This window comes from Rubellimicrobium arenae, from assembly GCF_017916275.1.
In the GTDB taxonomy this organism is placed as follows: Bacteria; Pseudomonadota; Alphaproteobacteria; order Rhodobacterales; family Rhodobacteraceae; genus Rubellimicrobium; species Rubellimicrobium arenae.
Genome location: NZ_JAFMST010000006.1, coordinates 232,336 through 257,285, shown reverse-complemented (window position 1 = coordinate 257,285; position 24,950 = coordinate 232,336). Strand labels below are relative to the sequence as shown.

Sequence of the window (24,950 nt, the reverse complement as noted above, 5' to 3'; positions counted from 1 at the left end):
TGACGCAGGTCCGGTGGAAGCCGGGAACGGCCTCGCCTGCGCCTCACATCAGCTCGGACAGGATCAGGATGAGCAGAAAGCCCGCGCCGATGGCCAGGGCGGCCGATTGCTGGAATTGGTGCGACTCGGCCTCGGGCACGAGATCGGTGACGGTCAGGTAGAACATGCCGCCGGCCCCCAGGGCGAAGAGAACCCCCTGCACGGCGTCCGGGATGCGGCCCAAGGCGAACCAGCCCACCAGGGCCGAGGCAAAAAGCGCCAGCCCGATCAGGGACGTCCAGAACAGGATCCTGCGCTTGGCCCTGCCCTGGTCCTCGCTCAGGATCAGCTCGCCGATGCTCATGGCCTCGCTGATGTTGTCCACGGCGATCGCGATGCCCACGATCAGCGCCGTGCTGGGATCGAGCGCGCCGCCGACCCCGATGGCGATGCCTTCGATGATCTCCTCCGAACTGGTGCCGCCCGCCAGCACGGAGGTGCTGCCGCCGCGCGGCTTGCGCCGGCGGTGATGGCGCTTCACGCGGTCGGACTGGTCGGCCTCGGGCCCCGCCACCTCCCAGCGGTTCACGTAAAGGTCGAGGAGATAGACAAGCCCGAAGCCGAAGGCGAATCCGGCCACGGCCCACGAAAGCCCCGCCATTTCCAGCGCCTTGGGCAGCATCTCGAAGGCGAACGTGCCCAGGAGCACGCCGCCCGCGAGGCCCACCGCCGCGGACAGCAGCAGGCTCGATGGGCGGAGCCAGACGGCAAGCAAACCGCCCAGGGGCGAGGCCAGGGCCGCCGCGAGCGCGATGCCCGGCACGATCAGGGCTGAACCTTCCATGCCCGCTCCTTTGACGCGATTCCATCCGTCGCGCAGAGCCCAACGTCATGATCCAGAGTTGGTTCGCTTATCCTGGTGGGGGATGGGACGGGCTTGCAGGTTCTTTCTGTCACGCAGGTCGACCGGATGGGCGTCGGTGACGTGGGCGGATTCGCATTGCAAGGACGCCCTGGACCTGTGCTGCTTCACCTGATCGCCTCGGCCCTGCCCAAGATTGGCCGCGATGTCCTGCTACCCGGCATGGGCAGCCGTGAGCACGTGCTGCGGCGGGTTAGCCGGAGAGTGCCGCTGCCCTCAGAACCCCGGCCGTTCGAGTTCTCTTCCCAAGAGGGAATGATCGGATATGGGCCCGTCGGCCGCAAAACGACGGGCCCCCTTCCATACTGATGGCCCCGGGCCAGGATCCCACATGCAAGGCGATGTCCCGCGCGACGCTTCCGCCTTGCCCGGTCGCCCGGGTCCGATCCGAAGTGGACCTTGGCGCCGGTCAGGCCGTCTGGCCCGCCAGGGACATCCGGAGGTGCTGTCGCGCCAGGGCGGCGATCAGGTCGGTCTGGGTGACGATGCCGACGATGGTCCGGTCCTGCGTCATGACCGGGACGGCGTCGGATTCGTTCTCCGCCAGGAGGGGCAGGAGTGCGCTGACGGGGGTCGTCGGGGCCACGCGCGACATCCCCGTCGCCATGATGTCGGCGGCTCGGACCGGCGTGCTCCGCCGCGGGTCGACAAGGCGCGCCATGGCGGCGGCGAAGCCGAGCTTCAGACGCAGGGCGTCCTCCCGGGCGCGGCGGATCAGGTGCAACTGGAAAATCACCCCGAGGAACCGGTCCTCGTCATCCACGACAGGCAGGGACGTGAAGGCGTGGAGGCGGAACAGGTCGGCGACCTCGGAAAGCGGTGTGTCGGGATGAACCGTGACGAGGTCCCGTGACATGATGTCCGCCGCCGTGAGCGGGTTGGGTTGGTGGCGCGCCGCCTGCATCTCGGCCGCGCCGATCAGGCGCGCGAGGTCTTCGACACCGAGGTTGAGCGACTGCCGGTACCGCCGGAGAATGTCCGTGAGCTCCTCTTCGCTCAGGCCCAGGCGTTCCACCGCCGGAGGGTCGGCCGTATGGTGCGCGCCCTCGTCGTCGAAATGGCGGAACGGATAGCGCCGCCCTGTCAGGTGAGCGTAGGCGATGGCGATGGCGACCAGCAGCGCGGAGCCGAGCGCGACGGGGGCCAGCGCAAAGCGGAAGCCCAGTTCGTGGATCGCGTCGGGGTTCATCGCGGCCGTCATGGCCACGGCCCCTGCAGGCGGGTGGACGGCCCGCGCCAGGATCAGGACGATGATCGACAGACCGACCGAGAGCGCGATGCGAAGGATCGGATCGGCGACGAGCAGCACGACCGCCACGCCCACGACCGCCGCAAGCGTGTTTCCGACCACCGCCGACCAGGGCTGGGCCAGAGGACTGTTCGGCACGGCGAAGATCAGTACCGACGTCGCCCCGAACGGCGCGATCAGGTAAAGCCCCAGCCGGAGGTCCACCGCCGGCGAGAGCACGAGCAGGCCTGCGAGGCCCAGGCCGACCAGCGCTCCGACCCCGGCGCGCAAGGCTTCGGTCGGAGGCACGCCGGCGATGGCGGGGCCCAGTGCTCGCGCGGCGTGCCGCAGAAAGGAAGGCTGGCGTGAAGTCAACTTGGGACGGCTCCGTCTCGGGATGACGGGCCGGGGAAGGCCCGAAGAAGGCGTGTGCGGCTGCGATGGCTGTCCTGGCGCCGCGAGTCCAGACGGGCCCGCAGGAGGTCCTGCCGCGTGATGACGCCCAGCACGCGCCCGTCGGTCGGGGAAACGACCGGGATGCGGCCCACCCCCGACTGCACGGCCAGGTCCGCCACTGCGCTGCAGGTCGCATCGGGGTGGACCACTGGGTAGGCGCGGTCGGACAGTGTCTCCACCAAGGTGGCGCCGGGGTCACCGACGCCCTGCCGCCAGCCCAGCGCGTCGGTGCGCGAAGCGAGACCGAGAAGGCGACCCGCTTCGTCCACCACGGGATAGCTGCGGTGGCGGGCGTCCCGGGCAAAGAACTCGACTGCGGCCGAGGTGGTCATGGTCCCCGGCAACGTCTCGGGCCCGGGCGTCATCACCGCCTGGGCCTGCAGGAGATCCAGGGGATCGACGCCGTACTCCTGCAGCAGATGACGCCCGCGGCGGGCAATCTTCTCCGTCAGGATGGACCGGTGGCTCAGGAGCACGCTGACGCCGAAGGCCGCGGCCGAGCAGGCCAGCATGACGGCCAGGGCGTCGAACCGCCCGGTCGCTTCGGCGGCGAAGAGGATGCCGGTCAGCGGAGCCCGCATCCCGCTGCTCATGATCCCCGCCATCCCGATCATCGCCCAGAACCCCTCGCTCCCCGGCAGCATCCTCCCGCTGAGCCATCCAAGTGCTCCTCCAAGGATCAGGAGCGGGGCCAGCACGCCCCCCGATGTGCCCGAACCGAGCGCCAGGAGCCAGACCGCAGCCTTGACCACCAGCAGGAGCAGAATGGCGTCCGTGGTCGATGTGCCCGCCAGCATCATGTGGATGTTGGCGTAGCCTGCTCCCAGGACACGCGGATCGATCAGCCCCCCAAGCCCGACGGCGACGGCCCCGAGCGCAGGCCACCACATCCAGTGGACGGGGAGGCGATGGAAGGCGTCCTCGATCGCGTAGAGGGCAGCCGTCAGCACGACCGAGAGCAGCCCGACGAGGAGCCCCAGGGCAGCCGCTCCGGGAAGCGTCCAGGGGCTGTCCGGAAGGCTCGCCGTCGTCGGGAACAGGGGACCGACACCGATCCAGGTCGCGCGCCATGCCAGCGAGACCAGGACGGCCACGATGACCGGCAGCAGGCTTCGTGGCTTCCACTCGAAGAGCAGCACCTCGACGGCCAGGAGGATCGCAGCCAGGGGCGTCCCGAAGATCGCCGTCATGCCTCCCGCGGCTCCGGCCACAAGGAGCGTCTTCCGTTCGGCTGCGCTCAGGTGGAAGCACTGGGCGAAAAGAGAGCCGATGGCGCCACCGGTCATGATGATGGGGCCTTCGGCGCCGAAGGGCCCCCCGCTCCCGATCGAGATGGCCGACGACAGGGGCTTCAGGACTGCCACCTTGGGCGACAACCGGCTCTCGCCGTAGAGGATGGCCTCCATGGCCTCGGGGATGCCGTGCCCCCGGATCTTGTCGGAGCCGAAGCGGGCCATCAGGCCGATGATCAGAGCGCCGATGACCGGGAGGACCAGAGCAAGGAGCCCGACCGAGGCGTCCGCGATCTCGACCTCGGCAACCGACAGGCGCCCGAACCAGAAGACGTTCGTGCACAGGGCGATCAGGCGCAGCAGGACCCAGGCCCCGAGAGCGGCGCCCGAGCCCACGACGAGCGCCATGGCCGAGAGCATGACCATGCGGCGGTCGGCGCTGTGATCGCCCAGACGGGCAGGAAAGGCGGGGCTGCGGGACGGAAGCATGGGGGACCCTCGAAGCGGATACCGCCGGCTGTTATATCGCAGAGCGATATAAAGCAACTCGGGACGCAGGCTTTCGTGGGTGGGGGGCGACAGTGTATTGGCGGGCCGCACCGAACCGCGCCTTCAGGAGACGCGCATGGACGAGCCGATCAGCGACTCCGATTTCCGCACCCTCGCCACCTTCCGGCGGGAGTTGCGGCAGTTCCTGCAGTTCAGCGAGGCCGCCGCTCTCTCGCAGGGGCTCTCGCCGCAGCAGTATCAGGCGCTGCTTGCGATCCGGGGCGCCGACGGACAGCAGATGACGGTCGGAAACCTGGCCGAAACGCTTCTTTTGCGCCCGCACAGCGCCAGCGGCCTCGTCTCGCGGCTGGAGACGATCGGCATGGTCGAAAGGCACGGCTCGGAGGAGGACGGCCGGCGGCGGGTCGTGAAGCTGAGCACCAGGGCCAAGGCGTTGCTGGACACCCTGTCGGCCGCGCATCGGAGCGAGTTGCGCCGCCGTCGGGCGCTGCTCACGACGCTCCTGGACAGCTTGGGATAGGCAAAATCCGCCATGAGCGGCGACCAGCGGACGGGCAAGACCGGGATGTCCGCATCATTCGTCCCCCTCGCGCCGCGACAGGGTATCGCGCAATGGCAGGGTGATGCCGCGTGGCTGGCCGACCACACCAGGCGGCACGACGCGGGGGACTGTCGTCCATCACACCGCATGTCCCGACGGTGCGGACTGGCGGCCCATGGCCCCCGCCCCTATGTCCCGCCCGAACAGGCCTGGTCCGCGCGGTTGCGGAGGCCCGCTATCCGGGAGACGCGGCGTGGACGGCATCGAGTATCTGGGCCTCGCGGCCAGTGCCTTGGCGACATTCTCGTTCCTGCCGCAGGTCGTGCGAACCTGGCGCACGCGCAGCGCCCAGGATTTCAGCTTGGCGACGCTCCTCATGCTCATGACCGGAACAAGCCTTTGGATCATCTACGGCGTCTGGCGGGACGCTTTGGCGATCTGGCTGGGCAACGGCGTCACCTTCCTGCTGGTCGGCGCGATCCTGTGGGTCAAGATGCGAAACCTGCTGTCCACTCGTAATGTCACGGGCTGACCGGGCCACGGCTCCGGGCCGGGACCTCCTGCCTGTGGGGGGAGGCGGCGGCCTGAGAGGGCGGAGGCCCCAAGCGAACAGGGAGATCTGTCTTGAGTCTGCACAATGAGATCGGGGCGTTCTTCGACAGCTATGTCGATGCCTTCGCGCGATGGGACGCCGATGCGGTCTGCGACCTGTGGGAACCGGTCGGGCTGTTTCCCTCCCCGGCCGGAAACTTCGCCATGGACCGGCAAACCTTCCGGGACCACTGCGCGACGCTAATGGACTTCTACCGTCAACAGGGTGTCGTTCGTCCTGAGGGCCGCCTGCTATCCGCAGCCGAGCTCTTTCCGCAGGTCGCCGAGGCTCGGGTGGCGTACCAGATGCATGGCGAAGGCGGCGTCGTGGTGGCAGAGTGGGAGCACGTCTACCTCCTGCGTCGCACCGACCGTTGGCGAGTGACCTTGACGATCCCCGACGGCGAGATGGCGGCCTGGGCCGCACGCGGGGCGCAACTCTGATGCGGCAACGGATAATGGCTGCGTCGAGCGCGTGGATGCCGGATTCCGCGTGGTGCATACATGGCGCCTGCGGATGCATGGTCTGACCCGAGAGCCTCTTCCAGCCTGACAGCAACCTTCGAGCACCCAGCAAGAGGAGACGATCTTTCCAGCCACGGACGGGTTGCCCGTCCGCTCTGGCAAGCACGGCCACGAGCAGGGGCGCGTCCGGGACGCGGTCCTCCCACCACGGAGGAGACTTGACGATGATGTCCATCATCACCGTGTTTGCGCTGGGCCCTTGAGGGCTCCCCCTCCCTTGCACGCGCTGAACACGTCCCGCGCCAAGCTCGGACCACGACCCCTGTGCGCCGTGCTGGCAAGGTCAGCCGCTGGTCCGGTCCAGGGTGGGTTGGACCTCAGGTGGAAGCGAGGCGCGCAAGGTCTCGTACGCCGCGACGATCCGCGTCCGCAATACTTGGAGATCGCTGGTCGGCACCTCGGCCCAGCGGCCATCCTCTCGCACCTCCACCTGCTCGCCCACTCGGGCAAACGGCTCGTGCGCGGCGGTCCAGAGGTCGGTGCCCTCAGGCCCCGGCACCTTCTCGGTCCCAGGTAGCTCGGCGCAGGTCAGGTTTACGATCTCGCGGCTCATGCGCCTGAGTTGGGGCAAAGCCGCCGTTTGTCCACTCAGAGCATTCGGCGCATCTGCAAGGCGCTGCGACGTTCAGCGAAAAGGCTGACCAGACCGCCGTCAGACCGATGCCTGACATCAATTCCTTATGCCGTACTGTTCGAGGTGAATTACACAGATCGTGGACCTGAGAGCGAGAGCTCACTCTTAGGAGCCGGTTCAACGAGGCTGCTTGAGTTGGCGTGGTGCCGCAGAAGGGACCCAAATATTCAGATTTATCAGACCTTTAGTCTGAAGATCAACTGAGATACCAAGGTAAATACCATCAAAAGTGAGTTGCTGGAAGGTCGAGTCCCTGTTTGTGACTCGTAAGCGCCCCCCTAACCCGGGTTGGGGGAAATACTGGTGCCGCTGATGCGTCCCGGCCATTCCCCGACGGTCCCGCTCCTCAGGGTGACTGTTTAGTAACGCTCCCTTATGAAGCACGGGTAGATCGCCCCGAGCACTGGACCTCCGATTGTTGCCGGCCGTAGTACCAGATCCTCTCACTCCGCGGCGACCCGCCAGTCCTCCTCCTCGTCACCTTCGGTGGCCTCGAGAACGAGTAGGGTCATGTCATCCACCATCGTCTCGGAACTGCGCCAATCCTGGACTGATTGGGTGACGACGGAGACAAGATCCTCCGTGGGCAGATGAACGCGGCCCCGCAGCAGATCGAGTAGACGCTCTTCCGTGAACGGCTGACCGTCGGGGCTCTCCGCCTCGCTGAGCCCGTCGGAGTAGATCAGGAGCCGGTCACCGGGCTCGAAGCCGAAGGCGATCTCATCGAAGTTGGCCCCTCGGATGACCCCTATGGGCAATCCACCCTCGCCGATCATCTCGACGGCTCCGGAGCGTCGCAGGAGGACTGGAGGCGGATGGCCCGCCTGAACAAGGCTTCCCCGCCCCTCCTCGGGGCGCAACTCGCCCATGATCACGGTGAAGTAGGGCAGGTGCTCGGGCCAGTCGTCGTTTAGGATGGCCATGGTGTGGGCGAGGCTGTCGCCCGCCCGGCGCTGCAGAATCGCCTGGGCGGCGGCATAGCGCGAGGCCACCGACACGAGGGCCGCGGCCGCACCGTGCCCAGCCACGTCGGCCAGGAAGAAGTGGACGGGTCCGTTCGGCTGGCGCAAGACGTCGTAGGTGTCGCCGGAGATGAAGTGAGACGGCTGGAGCCGCCCGGTGAACCGGACGCCCCCCAGCCGTGCGGCCGCAGGAAGAAGAGAGAGCTGGACTGCGGATGCGGCTTCCAGGTCCTTCTGGAGCTGCTGGTGCGCGGCCTGAAGCTTTTCGTGCAGAGCCACGCGCTCCTCTTGCAGCCTGGCCCGGCGGATGGCGTTGGCCTTGAAGACCCGCAGGGCATCGGACATGGCGCCCACCTCGTCCTTGCGGGAGCGCTCGGGCAGAGCCACCTGGAGGTCGCCACCGGCCAGAGCAAGCATGCTGTCGCGCAAGGAACCCAAAGGCTGGATGACCCGGCGGCTCACCACCCACGCACCCCGCGCGACGGCGCCGAGGCCGATAAGAAGCGTGCCCAGCCAGAGAAGCGCCAGCCATGAGGCTCGCCTTTGCTGCTGCGCCAGCCGATCCCGGGAATAGGTGAACAGGCTCTCCTGCAGGTCGGCGCCGGTGCGCGTGATCTGCCGTGTGTCCCAGAGCAGGCGGGTGGCTTCGGAGTCGATGGAGTCCCCCGCCGGGTCCGGGTCGGCGAGCGCCGCGATCAGTTCCTGCTCCAGCGGACGGTAACGGTCGGCATAGGCCACGGTCAGAGAGGCCAGCCCGAGGCGGAGTGGCCGATCCTCGACCGCGGACCTGTTGGTGATGAGATCGAAGGCCAGCTCGGCCCGCTCCGAGTTGCCGCGGATCTGGTCCCAGGCGGCGCGCTCGGCGGCCGGCGGCAGGTCCGCCAGAAGGCCGCCGATCACGGCCTCGTTTTGCATGAGGGCTTCAAGCAGGATGGAGGTGTAACGCCGGAGCTGGAAGGCGTTGGCCGTGCCGGCGTCCGTCGGGTGTTCCTGCGCCAGCAGGGAGACCCGGAGGGTCACCAAGTCCTCGATCACCGCCGTATAGCCGGCCAAGAGCCCGGCTGCGGCCGTAGTCCGGGCCTCCCGGTTCGTCCTGAGCCAGGCTGCGGCCGCTGTGTTCCGGTGGCTGTCCAGGGTCCGCTCGATCTGTTCCAGAACGGCGGACCTGGTCTCGCCGTTGATCCGGGCCAGCGTCTCCGCGGCCTCGACGAAGGCAGCATCGGTTGCGCCGCTGAGCTCCGTCGCAGTCCGCTCGACCCCCGCTTTCCCCAGCAGGGACAGATACGCTTCGGTCCTCTCCTCTGCGACGGCCACCGCCGCGCGCGAGAGCTGCTCTCTCGCCAGGTTGGATACCGTCAGGTCCTGGGCTTCCCGATACTGCTCGAACGCGGTCCAGGTCTGGATCGCCACCGATACGCACAGGCCGAGGCCCAGGAGCAGGAAAAGGCCGGTCAGGGTCTGGCGGATGGTGAACACAGGTGACGTCCCTATGAGGAAAGCCGGAAGGGTATGCGGAGAACGCACTCGCGGGCTGATAGTGTGGCCCGCTTGTGGTTCCAAGCTATTGTCCAATGAACAAAAGCGTTGGGCTCCACAGGAAGCTGTCCATGGCTTACTACTTTGACCGGTATGAGGGCCGCGTTCCGCCGGAGCCCCTGCCGCACTCCCCCGCACGCGAGCTGCTCTATCAGTACCTTGCGACCATCAGCCTCGTTCTGGGCGCTTGGTATCTTTGGTGGCGCTGGACCGAGAGCCTCAACCCGGAGGCGCTGTGGTTCGCGATCCCGCTGGTGCTCGCGGAGACCCTGGCCTTTGTCGGGCTGATCCTGTTCACGATCAATCTCTGGCGCGTGCAGGACTATCCCGTCCTCTCCCCTCCGGCCTCCATCCGCGACTGCGTGGACGACCCGGCCACCCCCGACAGGCCGGTGGTGGTGGACGTGTTCTTCACCACCTACAACGAGGATGTGGAGATCGTGCAGAGGGGCGTGCGCGACGCCAAGGCGATGCGCTACCCCCACGCGATCGACTTGCGCATCCACGTCCTCGACGACGGCCGCCGCCCCGAGATGCGGGCCATGACCGAGGCGGAGGGCGTGGGCTACATCACCCGCGACAACAACCTGGGCTTCAAGGCAGGCAACCTCCGCAACGCCATGGAGCAGAGCGCGGGCGACTTCATCATCATCTGCGACGCCGACACGCGCCCGATGCCCACGATGCTTGAGCGCACCTTGGGCTATTTCCGTGACCCCGACGTGGCCTGGGTGCAGACACCGCAGTGGTTCTATGACCTGCCCGAGGGCACGCCCTTGCCTGAAGCGATGAGCCGAAAGCTCGGCGCGGTGGGCCGTGGCATCGGGCGGACGGTGGAGGCGGTGTTTGGGCCCATCCGCGTGGGCGAGGACCCGTTCCTCAACGACCCCGAGATGTTCTACCAGGTCATCCTGCGGCGGCGGAACTGGGCCAACGCGTCCTTCTGCTGCGGCGCGGGGTCCATCCACCGGCGCGAGGCAGTCATGCAGGCGGCGCTGGGCGCCTACGCCGATGACGTGCTGCGCCGCGCGGGAGAGGACGCAGCGGCCGTGCGCAAGCTCACTTCGGAGCGGGAGCTTGGCCCGGAGGTCCGGTCCGCGCTGGTGGCCGGCGCGCTGGAGGAGCAGGAGTTCACGCCCTACAAGTTCCACGTCTCCGAGGACATCTACACCTCCATCGAGCTTCACGGGGACCCGGTGCGGCGCTGGAAGTCGGTCCTGCACCCCTGGATCGAGTGCAAGATGCTGTCACCGCAGGACCTGCTGAGCTGGACGGTGCAGCGCTTCAAGTACGCAGGCGGCAGCCTCGACATCCTGTTCCACGACAATCCGCTGTTCCGCGGCAAGATGTCGTTCTGGCAGCGCGTCATGTACGGCGCGACCTTCTGGTCCTATCTCGGCGCCTTGTGGAACGTGGTCTTCCTCCTGGCGCCGGTCGTGTATCTCACCACGGGGATCGCGCCGGTCGCGGCCTATACGACGGACTTCTACGTCCATATCCTGCCGTTCCTGATCCTCAACGAGTTCGCCGCCATGGTGGGCACCTGGGGCATCTCCGGCTACCGCTCCAAGCTGTGGTACATCTCCTTCTTCCCGATCAACCTGCGCGCGCTCTGGACCGTGGCGCGGGGCGAGAAGATCAAGTTCCCGGTCACGCCCAAGGTGCGGCAGTCGGGCAACTTCGCCCGGCTCGTGGCGCCGCAGATCGCCGTCGTGGCCGTGACGCTGCTCGCGCTCCTGTTCGGGCTCCTGTCCTGGGCCCTGGGGCGGGAAGGCTACACGCTGGGCGGGATCGTGGCCAACGGGTTCTGGGCGGCGAACAACATCCTGGCCATGGGCGGCATGATCTTTGCCGCCTTCTGGAAGCCGGAGGAAGGTGACGACGAACTGGAAGGAGTTCCTGCATGACGACCCCCACCCACAACGGCTGGAGGAGCGCCCGTGGGCACATCGTCTTCCTCCTGGCGCTGATCTCCGCCTTTGCCCTGGTCTACTGGCTGGAGCAGTGGGAAACCGGGGGCACGTCCACGGCGTCTGCCTGGACCGCCGACCCGGACGCGGCTGCGCCACGTCCGCCGCTGGAGCCGCTCGGCGATGATGAGCTCGAGGCTGCGCGCGCCGCCTGGGCCTATTTCGAGGGCAACACCCAGTCCGACACGGGGCTCGTCAACTCCGTCGCAGGCTACCCGGCCACGACCATGTGGGACACGGGGGGCTACCTGCTGGCCGCCATCGCGGCCGAGCGGCTGGGTATCCTTCCCCGGCAGGAGTTCGACCGGCGGATGACGCAGGCCCTGGACAGCCTCGCGCGCCTGCCGCTCTACGACGGGCGGCTGCCGAACAAGTCCTACGACACGACGACCCTCGCCATGACCGACTACGCCAACACCCCGACTGAGGCGGGGATCGGCTGGTCGGCCCTGGACCTCGGCCGCATCCTCGTCCCGTTTGACGCGCTGATGCGTCACTACCCTGAGCACGCAGCAGGCGTGGACGCAGTGCTGGACCACTGGGACCTCGCCTCAGCGGTTCAGGACGGCGAGATGATCGGGGCCCTGCCCAGCGAGGGTGGGGGCTACGAGCTCGTGCAGGAAGGCCGTCTCGGCTACGAGCAGTATTCGGCCAAGGGCTTCGCGCTTCTGGGCTACGACGTGGGTGAGGCCGCCCGCGTCGAGGCGCATCTGGACTGGGTTGATGTGGCGGGCCTGGACGTGCCCGTCGATCAGCGCGATCCTGAGGAGTTCGGCGCCCACGCCCACACCCTGAGCGAGCCCTACCTCCTCGCGGCGCTCGAGTTCGGCTGGGACACGCGCCTGCGGGATCTCGCCTGGCGCGTCTACCAGGCGCAGGAGCGGCGGCATGCCGAGACGGGGATCCTGACCGCCGTCACCGAGGACCACCTCGACCGCGCCCCGCATTTCATCTTCAGCTCCGTCGTCGCCGAGGGCGAGCCCTGGGCGGTGCAGACGGACACCGGCGAGGACGCGGACGAGTTCCGCATCCTCAGCACCAAGGCAGCGCTGGGCTGGCACGCGCTCTACCGCACGCCCTACACCGAAGAACTCGCCGCCGCCGTCTGGGACCTGCAGACGCCGAACGGCTGGCAGACGGGACACTACGAGTCCCTGGGCGAGCCCAATGCGGTTCTCGCCGCCAACACCAACGCGGTGATCCTGGAAGCGCTGCATTACTGGGCGCTGGGGCCGATCCTGCATCCGCAGGGCGGCGAGGAGCGGGACGAGACCGCGTCGGCCGCCACGCCCTGACAGCGATGTGGCACCCGCATCAGGTCGGCGCAGGGACCGCCAGGGGCAGGCGGCAGCTCCCGCCGACCGAGGCGGCTGGCCCGAGCTCCTCGGGCCAGGCTGTCCTTGGGAACAGCGCCTCAAGGTGCCGATAAGCGATCGCCTCCAGCACGAAGGCGTTGGTGGCGCTGGTGCGGGTCGCCTCGTAGGCCCCCGTTGCTTCGTAGCGCCCCTCATACCAGCCTGCGGCCGGGTCATGGAGCTCCGCCGTGAGGGCAGTCAGCGTGTCGATGACCGCGCCGTCGAAGAACGCGTCGAGAGCGAAGACGGCCCGCGTGGAGATAAGGTCCAGCCGGGGATAGAGCGTGCCCCCGGGATCGACCGTGGACCAGGGATAGCCGTTGGCGAGGATGGTGCCATACAGCGTGAACGGCTCCTCCGAGCGGCGGAAGTCGGCGCGAGCCGTCGGGAGGCCTGCTTCTGTGGTGCGCAGGGCCTGGAGGTTGTAGACGGCCGTCATCAGGTCCCCTGAGGACAGCCCGCCGGCCACCTCCTCGCCGGACAATGGGCCCAGAGTCAGGAAGCCGAACTCCAGCCCCATGTAGGCAGGCGGCGTGGTCATGATTGGCGCCTGCGAGGTCACATCCACGTCCAAGGGGAAGCGGACGCCGTCGATGTCAATTTCCGCATTGGCCGGCCCCGTCTGGGGAATGGGGGCGTCCAGACCCCAGGCCCGGTAGCCCTGCACGGCGTAGGAGTCGTAGCCGCGCGAGGTCTCGGCCGCGTATTCGGTCCCGTTCTCGCCGGGCCGGCTCCGCTGAAGCCGGGACTGGTCCGAGATCGCGCCGCAGACACTGAACCGGCCCACCGCGTTGCGGATGAAGGAGGCGAACTCCGGATGCTGCTCCGCTGCGATCCTGAGCCAGATCAGCAGGCGTCCCGTGTCCACCGCCGACCAGCCCGCCTGGCCCTCGGCGAAGTCCTCGCCCAGCATGGCCCCGGTGTCGGTGCTGTAGAAGCGGTTGGGCAGTTCCCCAAAGGCGAGTGGCATGGTGCTGATGTAGGTGAGCAGGCGCGTGAACCGCTGGTCGAACTCGCGGTCATCGATGAGTCCGAGACGGTGCGCCAAAAGGGTGGCGGCGAGCTGGTCGCCCATCGACCAGGCGGACGCGATGGGCGCTCCGGCCCGAGCAGGAACCAAGGGCGGCCGGGGCGGGGCGCCTTCGGCGGGCGGAGCGTCTCCGGTGCTGGTGAAGTAGGCCCAAGCCGCCTGAGCCCAGGCCAGCTCCTCCTCGGTCAGGGGCGTGTCCAAGGCGGCGCTGGAGGTGGGTGGCGGGCGCTCGCTCTCCTGGGCCGCAGCCGCGAGCGGGACGAGCAGGAGAGCCACGCAGCCGCCAAACAGGCCCTGGCGCCGGACGCGGGTTCCTTGTTCACCGAAAGCCATGCTCTATCCTCCGAAACGAAAGCGAACCGCCCGTTGTCCATCTATGTTCCCGGCCTTGAGGTTCCACACGTGACCACGACCGCCCGTCCCGCGCTCCTGGCTCTCCTCGGCATCATTTCGGCCCCGCTGGCCTCGGCGGACGAACACTGGCCCGACCGGCCGCTGTCTACCGTGGAGCCGATCGCCCAGCCCCGCCATGGCGAGCTCACCGAGGCCGAGATGGAGATGGCCCGGAACGCCTGGCGCTACTTCGAAGCCAACTGGCAGCCGGACACCGGCTTCACCAACGCCGTGAACGCCTATCCCTCGACGACGCTCTGGGACACCGGCTCCTACATGGCCGCGATGATCTCGGCCCAGGGTCTGGGCCTGATCGAGGAGCAGGAGGTCAGGGATCGGCTCGACCGGCTCCTGGGCACCCTCGAGCACCTTCAGCTTTTCCGGACCGAGTGCCCGAACAAGGTCTATCACACCCAGACGGCCTTCCCCACGACCTACACCAACGAGCCCGGCGAGATCGGCTGTTCGGCCCTCGACATTGCGCGGCTCATGGTCTGGCTCAAGGTCGTCGAGCAGCGCTATCCCGAGTTCCAGCCCGAGGTGCGCCGCACGCTCCGGCGCTGGAACTGGTGTAACATCGTGACCGAAGCGGGCGTGCTGCAGGGCACCTCGGTCGGTCCCGATGGGGCCACGCTCTATCTCCAGGAGGGGCGGCTCGGCTACGAGGAGTATGGGGCGGCCGCCTTCGCGCTCTGGGGGTTCAACGTGGAGGCCGCCTACGATCCCGAGCCCTACAGCACGATCTGGCTCTATGGCGTGGAGGTACCCTACGACAGCCGCGACCCTCGCGTGCTCGGGGCCCACAACTATGTGGTGACCGAGAGCTACGCCCTTCTCGGCATCGAGTTCGGCTTCGCGGATCCCTCCGGTGACGACATCCCGGCCTGGATCGCCAGGGCCGCGCAGAACATTTACGAGGCGCAGGTGCGCCGGTTCGAAGATACGGGCATCCTCACCGCCCGGACCGAGCATCAGCTCCTGGACGCGCCCTACTTCGTCTATGACACGATCTTCAGCGACGGCCGCCCTTGGGCCACCATCACCGACACGGGTGAATGGGTGCCGCAGCATTCGGCCGTCGCGCTCAAGGGCGCTCTGGGTCTCTGGGGCCTGTGGGAGACCGGCTACACCGAGCAGCTCTTCGAGCACATTGCCGGACAGTTCGACCCCGAGCTGGGCTACGTCGAAGGCATCTACGAGAACGGCAGCGGTCCGATCCAGCAATACACTGCCAACAACAATGGCATCATGCTGGAGACGCTCTACTTCAAGTTGAACGGGCCGATCCTTGAGCTGGTGGAGAATCCTCTGGCCTGGGTGGAGACGAACGACTCGCAACAGAACCGATGCCTGCCGGGCGTCACCGAAGAGCAGCAGGAGCAACCCGGATGAACATCACCGACGAGCTTCAGGGCAACATCCTGGTCCTCCGCGTGGGCGAGACCCGTCTTGATGCTGCCCGGGCGCCCGCCTTGCGTGAGGAGCTTCTGCGCCACATCGATGCCGGCCACAGCCAGATCGTGCTGGACCTTTCCAAGACCGATTTCCTCGACAGCTCAGGGCTCGGCGCGCTGGTCTCAGCTGTCAAGCGGCTGGGCTCCAAGGGCACCCTCGCGATCGCCGGGGCACAGGGGGCCGTGACGCGCCTTTTCTCGCTCACCCGCATGGACCGTGTCTTTGCGCTGCACCCCAGCGTTGATGCGGCCGTCACGCAACTGGCGGGCTAAGGCGAGGCGCGATGGCCAGCGAGCGGACTTGGGTTCTCGACCGCAGCAGCCTGGAGGACATCGGCCCCATCTCCGAGGTCGTTCGATCCCTGGCGGAGCCGGAGTTGGGAGCGGAGGGGGCGAGTGACGTAGAACTCGCCCTTGTCGAGGCCGCCACCAACGTGGTCCGCCACGGCTACGGGCCCGAGGGCGGGCCCATTCGCATCGAGGCGTCCGAGATCCCGGATGGCGTGGTGGTGCGCATCTGCGACTGGGGCAGGCCCATTCCGGGCGAGGCCCTGGCCAGCGCCGGCCTCAGTCGCTTCGATTTCGATCCGGCCAACCTGCTCGACATCCCCGAAGGAGGGATGGGCCTGTCGCTCATCGCCTCGGTCATGGACGAGGTGACCTACCGGAGCGACGAGGGACAGAACGTGCTCACGCTCCTGCGACGGGCGCGCGCCTGACGCAGGAGGCAGGCCTGAGGCCTCAAGCGGCGGCGCTGCCGCCCAGCATGCCCTGAAGGCGCGCCCGGAGCTGGGGCCCGTATTCGGGATGGGCAAGACCCATGTCCATCGTGGCTTCCAGGTAGCCCATCTTGGAGCCGCAGTCGTAACGGCGCCCGCGGTAGCGGAAGGCCTCGACGCCCGTGGTCGGGATCTGCTTCTTGATGGCATCGGTGAGCTGGATCTCGCCTCCCTTGCCCGGCTCCTGCTTGGCGAGAATGCGCATGATGTCCCCGGTCAGGATATAGCGCCCAACCACGGCGAGGTTGGACGGCGCTTCCCCCTTCGGGGGCTTCTCGACCATGTCAGTGATCGCAGCTGAGCGACCTTCGCCTGGATCCTGGGCTGCGACGACGCCGTAGCTCGAGATCTCGTCCAAGGGCACGGGATTGACCGCGAGGACCGACTTGCCGGTGGCGCGCTGCACCTCGGCCATCTGCGCCAGCACCGGCGGCTCGCCCTGCATAAGGTCGTCCGCAAGAAGCACGGCGAAGGCCTCATCCTCGCCGATGAGGGGCGCCGCGCAATAAACGGCATGCCCGAGACCGAGCGCTTCCGGCTGGCGGATGTAGATGCAGGTGACATGCGGGGGGATGATGCCCCGGAGTGCCTCGGCCACGTCGCCCTTGCCCTTGTCCCGCAGCAGGCGGTCGAGCTCGGGCGTGGCGTCGAAATGGTCCGCGATGGCGCGCTTGGTGCGCCCCGTCACGAAGATGAGCTGCGTCACCCCGGCCGCGATGGCCTCCTCGACTGCGAACTGGATGAGCGGCTTGTCGATGACCGTCAGCATCTCCTTGGGCTGCGCCTTGGTGGCGGGCAGGAAGCGGGTGCCCAGACCCGCGACGGGAAAGATGGCTTTCGTGACGGGCTTCATTGCAGGTCTCCTCCGACTGGTGTTCAGGGAAACCGTAAGCGAAACGGTGAGTTCCGCAACGGAAAGCCAGCCGCCGACAGGGGCGAACTGCCGCCGGCCACGTCAGAGTGGGGGAGTTGGCCACCGGCCTCAGACGAAGATGAAGTCGGTGCCTTCGGTCAGAGTCGCGCGCCCGTTGATCTTGAGGACCTCGACCCCGCCATTGTAGGAGACGCACCAGTCGTTTGACGCAGCGGTCCCGCCGTTCTCGACCAGCACGGCGCCACGGCCGAAGCCCTCCAGGCGCAGCTGATCCCCTGTCTCCAGGTTCACGCAGTCGCCTGCGGCTTCGCCCTTGCGCAGCACAAAGGTGTCCGCGCCCGCGCCACCCCAGTAGAGGTCTGCGCCCGCGCCGCCGTTGAGCACGTCCGTCCCTGCGCCGCCGCGCAGGATGTTGTCGAGGCCGTTGCCGGTGAGGGTGGCGCTGCCAGTCCCGGCGAAGGTCAGGTTCTCAATGTGGCTGCCGGCGGCATAGCTATTGAGCGTCGTCCGGACGGTGTCCACGCCGCCGCCGGCCTGCTCGACCACGACGTCACTCCGGTTGTCGACGGTGTAGAGGTCATCGCCCGCAAGGCCGGTCATCGTGTCGGCGCCCGCGCCGCCGTCGAGTTTATCGTTGCTGGCGGTCCCGGTAAGCTTGTCGGCCTTTTTGGTGCCGGTCAGCGCCACGCCGTTGACAGCATCATAGGCCCCGCTCTCACGGGCCGTGGTGGCCGCCAGCTGCGGGAGGCTCGACTTCAGGTCCAGACCGCCACTCGCCATCAGGGCGTCGAACCACGCGTCCGCCGTCTTGCGGTAACCCGTTTCGCTGAGGTGGACGCCATCGGAGGACAGGTCGGCTTCCGTGGTGCCGTTCTCGATGAGCGTAACGCCCTTCGTGTTGTACTTGGTCGCGACCAGTGTCTCCAAGCCCTCGTTGAAGATCCGGATCGTGTCGTTGTTGGTCCGGGACGTATCCCCGTCCGCCCACCAGTCGCCGCCGACATACTGCAGCTTCATGAGCATAACGTTGGGACTCTCGGGGCTCTCGACGATCTGGCGGAGCAGCTCATCCATCTTCGTGAGCATCGTCTCGGCGCTCTCGCCGGCGATGACGTTGTTCGTTCCCGCGAGCAGCAGGACCACGTCGGTCGAGACCAGGTCGGCCTGGTCGACCATGTATTGGACGGCGGTCTGCGTTCCACTGTTGACCGTGTGGCTGTAGGTGCCGTTCCGGTCGTAGATGCCCTCGTTCACCGGGCTGGTGTACCAGTCGATCCTCTTGCCCGAATGGCCGTTGTGCTCGGCATCCGGGATGGCACCGTCGCGGTCAAGGCCCACGAAGTCATAGCTCACGCCCTGGGACTGCAGCATGTATTGGAGCGGCCCGCGGTAGCCGCCGGGCGACGTCGCGTCCTCGTACATGCCATAGGTGTTCGAGGCCCCCAGGGCCATGATCTTCGTGACCATACGCGCGCATCCTTAGGTGGAAAGGGGGCTCTTCCCCGAGCAGAGGAGCTCGTCGAAGGCTGGTCCGTGCGGGATGGCGCCTCTTACAGATCGTGGCGAGATTGTGTCATCACGAGCGCGTGAGAATGTGTGGGTGCCCCTGCGACAAGTGCGCCCACGTCTCGCTCGACATGGCCGCCGAGTTCACTTCAAAAGTCACAGGAGGAAGTCGTCGCCCTTCAGCGATGTGAGGCCGTCGGTGCGGATCTCGAGATCCGCGACCTTGTCACCGTTCATGTCGGCCTTGAGGATGACCTCGGACCGGCTCGCGGTGAACCAGACCGAGTTGGCCGCGGCCGTGGTCCCGCTGAACCCGAAGGCCTGATCTCCGGAAAGGGAAGCGTTCGCGTCGATCCCGCTCAGGTCGAGGTCGTCGATCCCGGAGACGAAGTCGTAGATCGAGTCCCGCTTTGCGCCGACAAGGCTGTCCGCGACAGAGGCGAAGACGAACACGTCCCGGACACCATCGACGCCGCCGTAGATCGTGTCCTTACCAGCCCCGGCTGCGAGGGTATCGGCTCCACCGCGGCCATAGAGAAGATCATCGCCCGCGTTCCCTTGGAGAACATTCGCGCCGTTGGTCCCATAGAGCTTGTCCGCTCCCGAGCCGCCAGCGGCGTTCTCGAGGCCCGTGAGGGTGTCCGTGCCATAGCCGGTAGCCTGCGCCCCGGTCTTGACCAGGTCGATCGTCGCGGCGGCGGAGCCAGTGACGGCAACCCAGTCGGCTCCGGCGCCGCCGTCGAGCACATCGTTGCCGGCATCCAGCTCGAGGCTGTCGCTGCCATCCCCGCCTTCGAGCCGGTCGTCTCCGCCCCGGCCGATCAGCGTGTCGTTCCCCGCGCCGCCCGTCAGGGTGTTGGCGCCGTCATTGCCGGAGAGCTTGTCACCCCCAGTGCCGCCGGCAGCGTTCTCAATGTTCCTGAGGGCGTCGAGCCCGAAGCCGGTGTCCTGCACGGCCGTCAAAGCGAGGTCCAGGGTGGCCGCCGTCGATCCGCCTGCCCGAACCCAGTCGAGGCCTGCCCCGCCATCGAGGACATCGCTTCCGGCGTCCAGGTTCAGGCTGTCGTCCCCGTCACCCCCGAGAAGGGTGTCGTTTCCCGTTCCACCTGTCAGATCGTCGTTCCCGGCGCGGCCGTCGAGAGTGTCGTCGCCATCCGTGCCGATCAGGATGTTGTCGCCGGTATCCCCGTTGATCGAAGGGTCGATCACCGCAGGACCGAAGTCGCCAAGATCGCCGGGGAGGACGTCGATGGCAGTCACCGTCGCCGTGAGCGCCTCACCTCCGTAGGTCCCGGCCCAGCTCGCGAGAGAGGGGTCCACGCACCAGAGATTGGTGAATCCCTTCATGTCGCCGGTGGTCCAAGTGCCGTAGGGCATGTCCGCCGCCCCGAAGCGGCCGACTACCTGTCCGTCGACCAGGAAGATGGCCTCAGTCCCTGTGACGGTGATCTCATAGGTGTGGAGGCCCTGGGAGGCATCGAAGCCGAGGTCGACAATGACCGGCGCCCCGTTCGCGTCCTCAAGGGTGACGTGCTCGCCGGTCGCCGTCTCCATGTGGATGTTGAGCCGGACCTGCGTGGTGTTGGCGCCCACGAACTCGAAGTCGAACTCGATCCAGGGGTCGTTGAAGTGGTCGGCCCGGTAGGTGAACATCCCGAAGACGGCGCCGTCCACCATCTGCGGCGCCTGCGCCGTCCAGGTCCAGGTGCCGAGCGAGGCCGCCTCGCAGGACTGCACCTCACCGCCGCAGTAGGCGTAAGCGGAACCCGCAGGCGCGGCAGCGAGCGTGAAGGTCACGCTCCCGTCTGCCTGCTCCACCACATTTTCAGGCGACCATTCCATGATTGTGCTCTGCCCCGCCGCCCAGTCCGACACGAGCCAGCTTTCGGTGGTTGCCGGCTCGCCAATCCGAACGAGGTCGATGGACTGGGTGCCTTCGGTCGTGGACATGCGATTCCTCTCGCTGCTGGTCGGCGGAGGGCACAGCCAAGACGAGAGGAATGGCAAAGCGACGTCTGCCAATGATCGTTCTTGTGGCAGAGTTGCTCATCGGGAGCCAAATGGGCCACGCAAGTCCCTATCGTGGCACAACCCCGAACAAAACCTTGTTCTTCACCAGCAACCACAAGCCGAGAATGGTGCCGATGTAGAGCGCCGTGTTGATCCAGATCTGCCCGGGCCAGACGTGGGCCCAGTCGGGAATCTGGTCGAAGTAACCGGGGATCTGGTCGATGAGCACGATGAAGACGAGGTGCATCAGGAACACGTAGAGGCTGGCCTCACCCAGGGGGATCAGGAGCCAGCCCAGCGCCTTGTTGATGGGCACCCAGAAGTAGGTCAGGACCGCGTAAAAGGCGACGAAGAAGGCGCCCACGTTGAGGAGCCGCACGGGACTGGGGTGCTTCTTCATCAGATAGGTGTCGTAGAGCGCCTGCCACTGCTCGGCCGGGAGCCACGCCAGGTGCGACCAGGCCGGGAAGGACGGGTTGGGCGTCGTCTGCGCGGCGATAAGGAACAGAAGCGCCAGGGCGACGCCAACCGCGATTGTGAGAATGCGCCGTGACGCCTGGGCCAGCCACTCCGAGATCTCCCTCCGGAAGTAGCCTACCGCCAAGGCGTGGGTGAAGAAGACCTGATACATCATCACGGGAAAGGCGAACTCCCACTGCATGGCCATGAGCGGCGTGTCCACGGGCATGAGCCAGCCTGCGAAGTAGATCCCCCAGGTCAGGGCGAAGAAAGGCCCTAGAAGCCGACGCTGCAGGAGCCAGAAGGCGGCAGGAGCCAGGGCCAGAAGGACCACGTAGAGCCCCAGGATCTGGATCTGGTGGGGTGACACCCGCATGGTGAGAATAAGCGCCAGGTCGTCGCGCCAGGGCACCTCCGGGGCCGGCACCATGGGCCAGCTCTGCCCGGAGAAGCGGTCCGTGAAGGCCGTCAGCATCGTCATGTCGATGAGACCCAAGCCTCGGATCATCATGACCAGAATCACCGTCACGACCAGCGCCCGCCACAGCACGAAGGAGCGCCGCCAGAGCCGCTCCGTCACGCTCCCCATGCCCTCACGCTCGAGCACCTTGCGGTTCACGAGCCCCAGCACCAGGCCCGAGGCCACCAGGAATAGCTCGGCCGCCGAGATGAAACCCAGCCGCTCCCAGAACAGGAAGTTGAACCAGGAGAAGAACTCGAGGTGCGCGGCCACCACCGACAGCATGGCAAAGCCGCGCAGGAAGTCGAAGCGAAGGTCGCGGGAGCCGGTATCGGCGGGATAGCCCTTGCGGCCGTAGAGGGAGGTCATGCTCGGGGTGGGTCGTCTCTCCCGTGCCGGGTCGCGGCACACCTGGTCCATGGCGTTCTCCTCCCGCTGGTTGCATTTGCAAGGCTCGCTCATCTGCGACGGGTTGGGAATGCCTTAAGGGGGCAAAGGGTTCAGCCATAAGGCAAGACCGGCCGCCGCGGACCTCTCGCCCGAGATCCGCTTTGATCTATGCTCAGGCCCAGGCAAGCCCTGGATGGATCCATGAAACGCGTTGCCCTGATGACGGCGGTTCTCACCATGATGTCGCTGCTGGCCTCCTTGGGCTGGGGAGACCGGGGGCGGGATGCGCTCGCGGCGGGCCTCCTCGATCCGGTCCTCGGCCTCGACCACTTCATGGTCTTGTTGGGCGTGGGTCTCTGGGCCAGTCAATGGGGCGGGACGGCGCAATGGGCGCTGCCGGCCGCCTATCTCCTGGGCACGCCCTTGGGCTTCGTGCTGGCGGCGGGGCAGCCGCCATTCCCGCTCATCGACGCCCTAGTCCATGTGCTGATCCTGGGATCGCTCCTGCTCATCGCGGGTGCCCTGGTGGTGCCTCTCCGCTTGCCGATGCGGGAAGCCGCCGGCACCGTGGCGATGTTCGGGGGCTGCCATGGCTATGTCCACCGGCTGGAGGCGGTCTCGGACCTGCCGCTTCTGCAAGGCTTGGGCGTAATGTCCGCCTCCGCGGTCCTGCTGGTCCTGGGCGTGGGTCTCGTGCAGGCCCTACCCAAGCCGGGCTGAGACCTCAGCGGTACGTCAGAACCAGATCAGACGGGAGAACGGCCGGCCCCGAGGATCGACCCTTCGACCGCGGGAAGCCGTTCCCAGCTCAGCCGAGCGCTTCAGGTCTTCGTCCGCCTATATCCCGCAAGGTGGGGCAACACCGATAGGCAAGACCTAGCAACTGTGTATGTGATACCAACTCCGGGTGATCAGTTCGGGACGACACGATCTGGCCACCAATGGAAGCCGGCTTGGCCCCTGACGCGGTCTCGGTCTGAGTTGAGGGCAACGCACTGGCGGGCGACGACCGCGTCGAGATCGGCGAGGCTGTCGAAGTGCCGGTTGACGATGGGCTCGTCGAGGTGGACCCACAGGGTCTCGGCGGGCTGGAGCTCCGGGGTATAGGGCGGCAGGTAGACGAGACGGATCCCCTCCGGAACGGTGAGCCCGAGCGAGCTGTGCCAGCCGGCGTTGTCGAGCACGAGCACGATGATGCGGTCCCGGCCCGCGCCTGCTTCTCGCGCGAAGAGGGCCAGCACGTCCTCGAAGTCCTGCTTGGAGATGCCGGTGGACAGGTACCAGAAGCTCTCGCCGGTCTTCGGCGAGACAAAGGCGGTGACATAGAGCCACTCGAAGCGGTGGTGACCGACCGCGACGGGCCGCTCGCCCCGCGGGGCCCAGATGCGGCGCAGGATCGGCTTCAGCCCAACGCGGTGCTCATCAGTGGCGAAGGTCTCGATTACTGCGCCGGGATGGCGCTCTGCCTCTTCTGCGACGGCTTGGGCAAGGTTTTTTTGAACTCTGCCTGTGCCTCGGGGCTCGCCGCCCGGGCGTGCCGGGGCCGGGGTCGCTGGATCGTCCAGCCAATGGCGCGGAGCGCCTCCCAGCCGCGCTGCTCCGCTACGGCCGCCAGCCCAAGCTCGGCCGCGATCAGCGCTGCAACCTTCTTCGAGGTCCAGACCCCGCCATCCTCGGGCGGGCTCTTCAACCGCTCTCGCAGCATATCGAGCACCGAAGGGGTCAGTATCGTCGCCTTGGTCCCGTTGCCTCGGCGGCGGTCACCGAGTGAGGACGGTCCAAGCTGATTGTAACGCACCAGCAGCTGCTCGACCCAGCGCGGCACAAAGCCCGTCAGTCGCGCCGTCTCGGTCACCGTGTCCGCCCTTGCGCCAGCAGCCAGACAACCTGGTAATGCCGCGCCAGCGTCGCCTCCTTGCTGCCTCGATAGCCCGCCTGCAACTCTGCCACGCTCAGATGATCCGCCACCCGCGCCATGTCTGCCCCCGCGTTGTGCTGGCGCAGGACTGTAAACCTCTCGATTCCCGCTGGGAATCCCACCTCCCTGAGTCAATCAGCCGGAGACCGTATGAGTTGGGCTAATGCTGCCATGGTATGCCGCCTTTCAGAACGTCATTGCTTGTTGATTCTCGCTCAGAACTGACCCGGCTGGGCACCTAGTTCCCGCTGAGATTTGACCCATGGGACCCTTCACCGAGCGCGGCGAGCGGCGGGGGCACTGCTGGCCCCGACCAGGCCCGCCTGCTCCTGCCACAGCCTATCCCAGAAAGCGAACTCAACATCTTTGGCTCACACGGTGACAGCAACGGGCGCGAGTAGCTGCCTTGGCAACGACCAACAGGCGGTCAGCTTCACAGTCCGAGGCTGCGATACGCGAGAAGGCTCATCGATCGCAGGCAAGTTTATTGATGCCTCTCGGTTGTCCCCCGATGATCCTGCTTCTCACGGTGACTGTGTGGTCGAGCATGGCTCCACCAACAGCCCCCGCAGCACCAGATCGAGATGTGCCTTCTCGTACGCTGTCCGGTCCAGGGAGGGTCCGACCCCGAACAGCATCCGCCAGACCGCCGCGGCAATCGCGGGGGCTACGACCATGCGCGGGTCCACGGCCTCTGGTGGCAGGCGCAGCTCGCCTCTTTGGGCCGCCCGCTCGAGGATGCGCCGGACCATTCCCAATCCGCTCGCCAGCGCGACCTCGCGGTAGAGCTCGACCAAGCCTGGGAAGCGGTGCCCTTCCCCGATCAGCACCTTGAGAAGTGCGGCGCTGTCGGTCTCGAGCAGCCGGTCGTAGATGGCGTGGAGCAACAGACCGAGCTCCGCCTCAAGGCTTCCCTCCAGTTCCGGCAGCTGCGCGCCCACCGAAGCCAGCGTACCACCGATCCGGTCACGCAGTGCCGCCTCGAATAGCGCCTCCTTGGACGGGAAGTAGAGATAGATCGTTCCCTTGGCGATCCCGGCCCGCGTGGCCACCGCCTCGAGCCGCGTGGCCGCAAAGCCCTGCTCGGCCCAGAGCGCGAGGGCCGCGTCGATGATCTCCCCGGGCCGCGCTTCCTTGCGGCGTTGGCGCGGGCGGCGGGGAGCAGGCTCGGATCTCGGAGACGGTTCTTGCGTGAGGGGCATGACTATGCTTTAATGACCAACGGGTCATTAGTCA

General features: G+C 67.1%; 22 protein-coding genes and 1 pseudogene. 9 read left to right on the top strand and 14 right to left on the bottom strand.

All coding sequences use genetic code 11. From position 1 onward, the window contains the following. Nucleotides 1-43: 43 nt before the first annotated feature. The 3 genes from J3P31_RS11585 to J3P31_RS11575 form a co-directional block, all read right to left on the bottom strand. Complete coding sequence (locus tag J3P31_RS11585; protein WP_210528594.1) at nucleotides 44-823, bottom strand: ZIP family metal transporter; 780 nt, start codon at nucleotides 821-823, stop codon at nucleotides 44-46. A 487-nt stretch (nucleotides 824-1,310) separates the two neighbouring features. After that, a complete protein-coding gene (locus J3P31_RS11580; RefSeq protein WP_246849438.1) occupies nucleotides 1,311-2,504 on the bottom strand; it encodes an HPP family protein in 1,194 nt (397 codons plus the stop codon). Beyond that, complete coding sequence (locus J3P31_RS11575) at nucleotides 2,501-4,306, bottom strand: chloride channel protein (protein WP_210528593.1); 1,806 nt, start codon at nucleotides 4,304-4,306, stop codon at nucleotides 2,501-2,503. The genes J3P31_RS11580 and J3P31_RS11575 overlap by 4 nt, the downstream gene beginning before the upstream one ends. Nucleotides 4,307-4,442: 136 nt before the next feature. Here J3P31_RS11575 and J3P31_RS11570 point away from each other — a divergent pair, with 136 nt between their 5' ends. The 3 genes from J3P31_RS11570 to J3P31_RS11560 all read left to right on the top strand — a co-directional run bounded on the left by J3P31_RS11570 (nucleotide 4,443) and on the right by J3P31_RS11560 (nucleotide 5,903). Further along, nucleotides 4,443-4,847 (top strand): MarR family winged helix-turn-helix transcriptional regulator, encoded by a 405-nt coding sequence (locus J3P31_RS11570; protein WP_210528592.1) that lies wholly within the window; start codon nucleotides 4,443-4,445, stop codon nucleotides 4,845-4,847. 274 nt (nucleotides 4,848-5,121) lie between these two features. Beyond that, the gene (locus J3P31_RS11565) at nucleotides 5,122-5,400 is read left to right on the top strand and encodes a SemiSWEET family sugar transporter (protein ID WP_210528590.1); all 279 of its coding nucleotides are present in this window, start codon (nucleotides 5,122-5,124) and stop codon (nucleotides 5,398-5,400) included. A 92-nt stretch (nucleotides 5,401-5,492) separates the two neighbouring features. After that, the gene (locus J3P31_RS11560; protein ID WP_210528589.1) at nucleotides 5,493-5,903 is read left to right on the top strand and encodes a DUF6841 family protein; all 411 of its coding nucleotides are present in this window, start codon (nucleotides 5,493-5,495) and stop codon (nucleotides 5,901-5,903) included. A gap of 364 nt (nucleotides 5,904-6,267) precedes the next feature. Here J3P31_RS11560 and J3P31_RS11555 read toward each other — a convergent pair whose 3' ends face one another. Together J3P31_RS11555 and J3P31_RS21395 are read right to left on the bottom strand one after the other, a co-directional pair. Beyond that, nucleotides 6,268-6,555 (bottom strand): hypothetical protein, encoded by a 288-nt coding sequence (locus J3P31_RS11555; RefSeq protein ID WP_210528587.1) that lies wholly within the window; start codon nucleotides 6,553-6,555, stop codon nucleotides 6,268-6,270. 506 nt (nucleotides 6,556-7,061) lie between these two features. Further along, nucleotides 7,062-9,056, bottom strand: coding sequence for a PP2C family protein-serine/threonine phosphatase (locus J3P31_RS21395; protein WP_210528585.1), 1,995 nt, complete (start codon nucleotides 9,054-9,056; stop codon nucleotides 7,062-7,064). Nucleotides 9,057-9,187: 131 nt separating this feature from the next. Here J3P31_RS21395 and J3P31_RS11545 point away from each other — a divergent pair, with 131 nt between their 5' ends. Both J3P31_RS11545 and J3P31_RS11540 read left to right on the top strand, forming a co-directional pair. Then, nucleotides 9,188-11,023: a glycosyltransferase family 2 protein gene (locus tag J3P31_RS11545; protein WP_210528584.1), complete on the top strand. Its 1,836-nt coding sequence runs from the start codon at nucleotides 9,188-9,190 to the stop codon at nucleotides 11,021-11,023. Then, nucleotides 11,020-12,381 carry a DUF3131 domain-containing protein gene (locus tag J3P31_RS11540; RefSeq protein ID WP_210528582.1) on the top strand — a complete coding sequence of 454 codons (1,362 nt, stop codon included), beginning with the start codon at nucleotides 11,020-11,022 and terminating at the stop codon, nucleotides 12,379-12,381. Before J3P31_RS11545 ends, J3P31_RS11540 begins: the two co-directional genes overlap by 4 nt. 19 nt (nucleotides 12,382-12,400) lie before the next feature. Here the strand turns inward: J3P31_RS11540 and J3P31_RS11535 are convergent, their stop codons facing one another. After that, nucleotides 12,401-13,804, bottom strand: coding sequence for a DUF3131 domain-containing protein (locus tag J3P31_RS11535; protein WP_210528581.1), 1,404 nt, complete (start codon nucleotides 13,802-13,804; stop codon nucleotides 12,401-12,403). Nucleotides 13,805-13,873: 69 nt separating this feature from the next. On the opposite strand from J3P31_RS11535, the gene J3P31_RS11530 reads away from it, so the two are divergent. The 3 genes from J3P31_RS11530 to J3P31_RS11520 are packed head-to-tail and all read left to right on the top strand — an operon-like array spanning nucleotide 13,874 to nucleotide 16,037. Then, nucleotides 13,874-15,256: a DUF3131 domain-containing protein gene (locus J3P31_RS11530; RefSeq protein ID WP_210528580.1), complete on the top strand. Its 1,383-nt coding sequence runs from the start codon at nucleotides 13,874-13,876 to the stop codon at nucleotides 15,254-15,256. Then, nucleotides 15,253-15,591 (top strand): STAS domain-containing protein, encoded by a 339-nt coding sequence (locus J3P31_RS11525; protein ID WP_210528579.1) that lies wholly within the window; start codon nucleotides 15,253-15,255, stop codon nucleotides 15,589-15,591. The genes J3P31_RS11530 and J3P31_RS11525 overlap by 4 nt, the downstream gene beginning before the upstream one ends. A gap of 11 nt (nucleotides 15,592-15,602) precedes the next feature. After that, nucleotides 15,603-16,037, top strand: a complete 435-nt coding sequence (locus J3P31_RS11520) for an ATP-binding protein (protein ID WP_210528578.1) — start codon at nucleotides 15,603-15,605, stop codon at nucleotides 16,035-16,037. A gap of 22 nt (nucleotides 16,038-16,059) precedes the next feature. On the opposite strand, the gene galU is transcribed toward J3P31_RS11520, so the two are convergent. The 4 genes from galU to opgC form a co-directional block, all read right to left on the bottom strand. After that, nucleotides 16,060-16,950: a UTP--glucose-1-phosphate uridylyltransferase GalU gene (gene galU, locus J3P31_RS11515; protein WP_210528577.1), complete on the bottom strand. Its 891-nt coding sequence runs from the start codon at nucleotides 16,948-16,950 to the stop codon at nucleotides 16,060-16,062. Between the two features lie 129 nt (nucleotides 16,951-17,079). After that, entirely contained in the window at nucleotides 17,080-18,438 is a 1,359-nt protein-coding gene (locus J3P31_RS21755; RefSeq protein WP_210528576.1) for a GDSL-type esterase/lipase family protein, read from the bottom strand. A gap of 195 nt (nucleotides 18,439-18,633) precedes the next feature. Further along, a complete protein-coding gene (locus tag J3P31_RS11505) occupies nucleotides 18,634-20,427 on the bottom strand; it encodes a family 16 glycosylhydrolase (protein WP_210528575.1) in 1,794 nt (597 codons plus the stop codon). A 127-nt stretch (nucleotides 20,428-20,554) separates the two neighbouring features. Continuing rightward, a complete protein-coding gene (opgC, locus tag J3P31_RS11500) occupies nucleotides 20,555-21,826 on the bottom strand; it encodes an OpgC domain-containing protein (RefSeq protein ID WP_210528574.1) in 1,272 nt (423 codons plus the stop codon). A 171-nt stretch (nucleotides 21,827-21,997) separates the two neighbouring features. On the opposite strand from opgC, the gene J3P31_RS11495 reads away from it, so the two are divergent. Then, nucleotides 21,998-22,516 (top strand): HupE/UreJ family protein, encoded by a 519-nt coding sequence (locus tag J3P31_RS11495; RefSeq protein ID WP_210528573.1) that lies wholly within the window; start codon nucleotides 21,998-22,000, stop codon nucleotides 22,514-22,516. A gap of 191 nt (nucleotides 22,517-22,707) precedes the next feature. On the opposite strand, the gene J3P31_RS11490 is transcribed toward J3P31_RS11495, so the two are convergent. The 4 genes and pseudogenes from J3P31_RS11490 to J3P31_RS11485 all read right to left on the bottom strand — a co-directional run bounded on the left by J3P31_RS11490 (nucleotide 22,708) and on the right by J3P31_RS11485 (nucleotide 24,916). Next, nucleotides 22,708-23,361: an IS630 family transposase gene (locus tag J3P31_RS11490; protein ID WP_246849459.1), complete on the bottom strand. Its 654-nt coding sequence runs from the start codon at nucleotides 23,359-23,361 to the stop codon at nucleotides 22,708-22,710. Next, a pseudogene (locus J3P31_RS21380) lies at nucleotides 23,298-23,501 on the bottom strand (winged helix-turn-helix domain-containing protein); the annotation flags it as partial. The gene J3P31_RS11490 and the pseudogene J3P31_RS21380, both read right to left, overlap by 64 nt. A 146-nt stretch (nucleotides 23,502-23,647) precedes the next feature. After that, on the bottom strand, nucleotides 23,648-23,773 hold the full coding sequence (locus J3P31_RS21625; protein ID WP_256439154.1) for a hypothetical protein: 126 nt from the start codon (nucleotides 23,771-23,773) through the stop codon (nucleotides 23,648-23,650). 465 nt (nucleotides 23,774-24,238) lie between these two features. Next, nucleotides 24,239-24,916, bottom strand: coding sequence for a TetR/AcrR family transcriptional regulator (locus J3P31_RS11485; protein ID WP_210528572.1), 678 nt, complete (start codon nucleotides 24,914-24,916; stop codon nucleotides 24,239-24,241). Nucleotides 24,917-24,950 lie beyond the last annotated feature (34 nt).

Coding starts and splice junctions, on each gene's coding strand:
- J3P31_RS11485 (WP_210528572.1), bottom strand. CDS start 24,916: ATGCCCCTCACGCAAGAACCGTCTCCGAGATCCGAGCCTGCTCCCCGC.
- J3P31_RS11540 (WP_210528582.1), top strand. CDS start 11,020: ATGACGACCCCCACCCACAACGGCTGGAGGAGCGCCCGTGGGCACATC.
- J3P31_RS11495 (WP_210528573.1), top strand. CDS start 21,998: ATGAAACGCGTTGCCCTGATGACGGCGGTTCTCACCATGATGTCGCTG.
- J3P31_RS21625 (WP_256439154.1), bottom strand. CDS start 23,773: ATGGCGCGGGTGGCGGATCATCTGAGCGTGGCAGAGTTGCAGGCGGGC.
- J3P31_RS11545 (WP_210528584.1), top strand. CDS start 9,188: ATGGCTTACTACTTTGACCGGTATGAGGGCCGCGTTCCGCCGGAGCCC.
- galU (WP_210528577.1), bottom strand. CDS start 16,950: ATGAAGCCCGTCACGAAAGCCATCTTTCCCGTCGCGGGTCTGGGCACC.
- J3P31_RS11535 (WP_210528581.1), bottom strand. CDS start 13,804: ATGGCTTTCGGTGAACAAGGAACCCGCGTCCGGCGCCAGGGCCTGTTT.
- J3P31_RS11505 (WP_210528575.1), bottom strand. CDS start 20,427: ATGTCCACGACCGAAGGCACCCAGTCCATCGACCTCGTTCGGATTGGC.
- J3P31_RS11520 (WP_210528578.1), top strand. CDS start 15,603: ATGGCCAGCGAGCGGACTTGGGTTCTCGACCGCAGCAGCCTGGAGGAC.
- opgC (WP_210528574.1), bottom strand. CDS start 21,826: ATGGACCAGGTGTGCCGCGACCCGGCACGGGAGAGACGACCCACCCCG.
- J3P31_RS11525 (WP_210528579.1), top strand. CDS start 15,253: ATGAACATCACCGACGAGCTTCAGGGCAACATCCTGGTCCTCCGCGTG.
- J3P31_RS11585 (WP_210528594.1), bottom strand. CDS start 823: ATGGAAGGTTCAGCCCTGATCGTGCCGGGCATCGCGCTCGCGGCGGCC.
- J3P31_RS11575 (WP_210528593.1), bottom strand. CDS start 4,306: ATGCTTCCGTCCCGCAGCCCCGCCTTTCCTGCCCGTCTGGGCGATCAC.
- J3P31_RS11570 (WP_210528592.1), top strand. CDS start 4,443: ATGGACGAGCCGATCAGCGACTCCGATTTCCGCACCCTCGCCACCTTC.
- J3P31_RS21755 (WP_210528576.1), bottom strand. CDS start 18,438: ATGGTCACGAAGATCATGGCCCTGGGGGCCTCGAACACCTATGGCATG.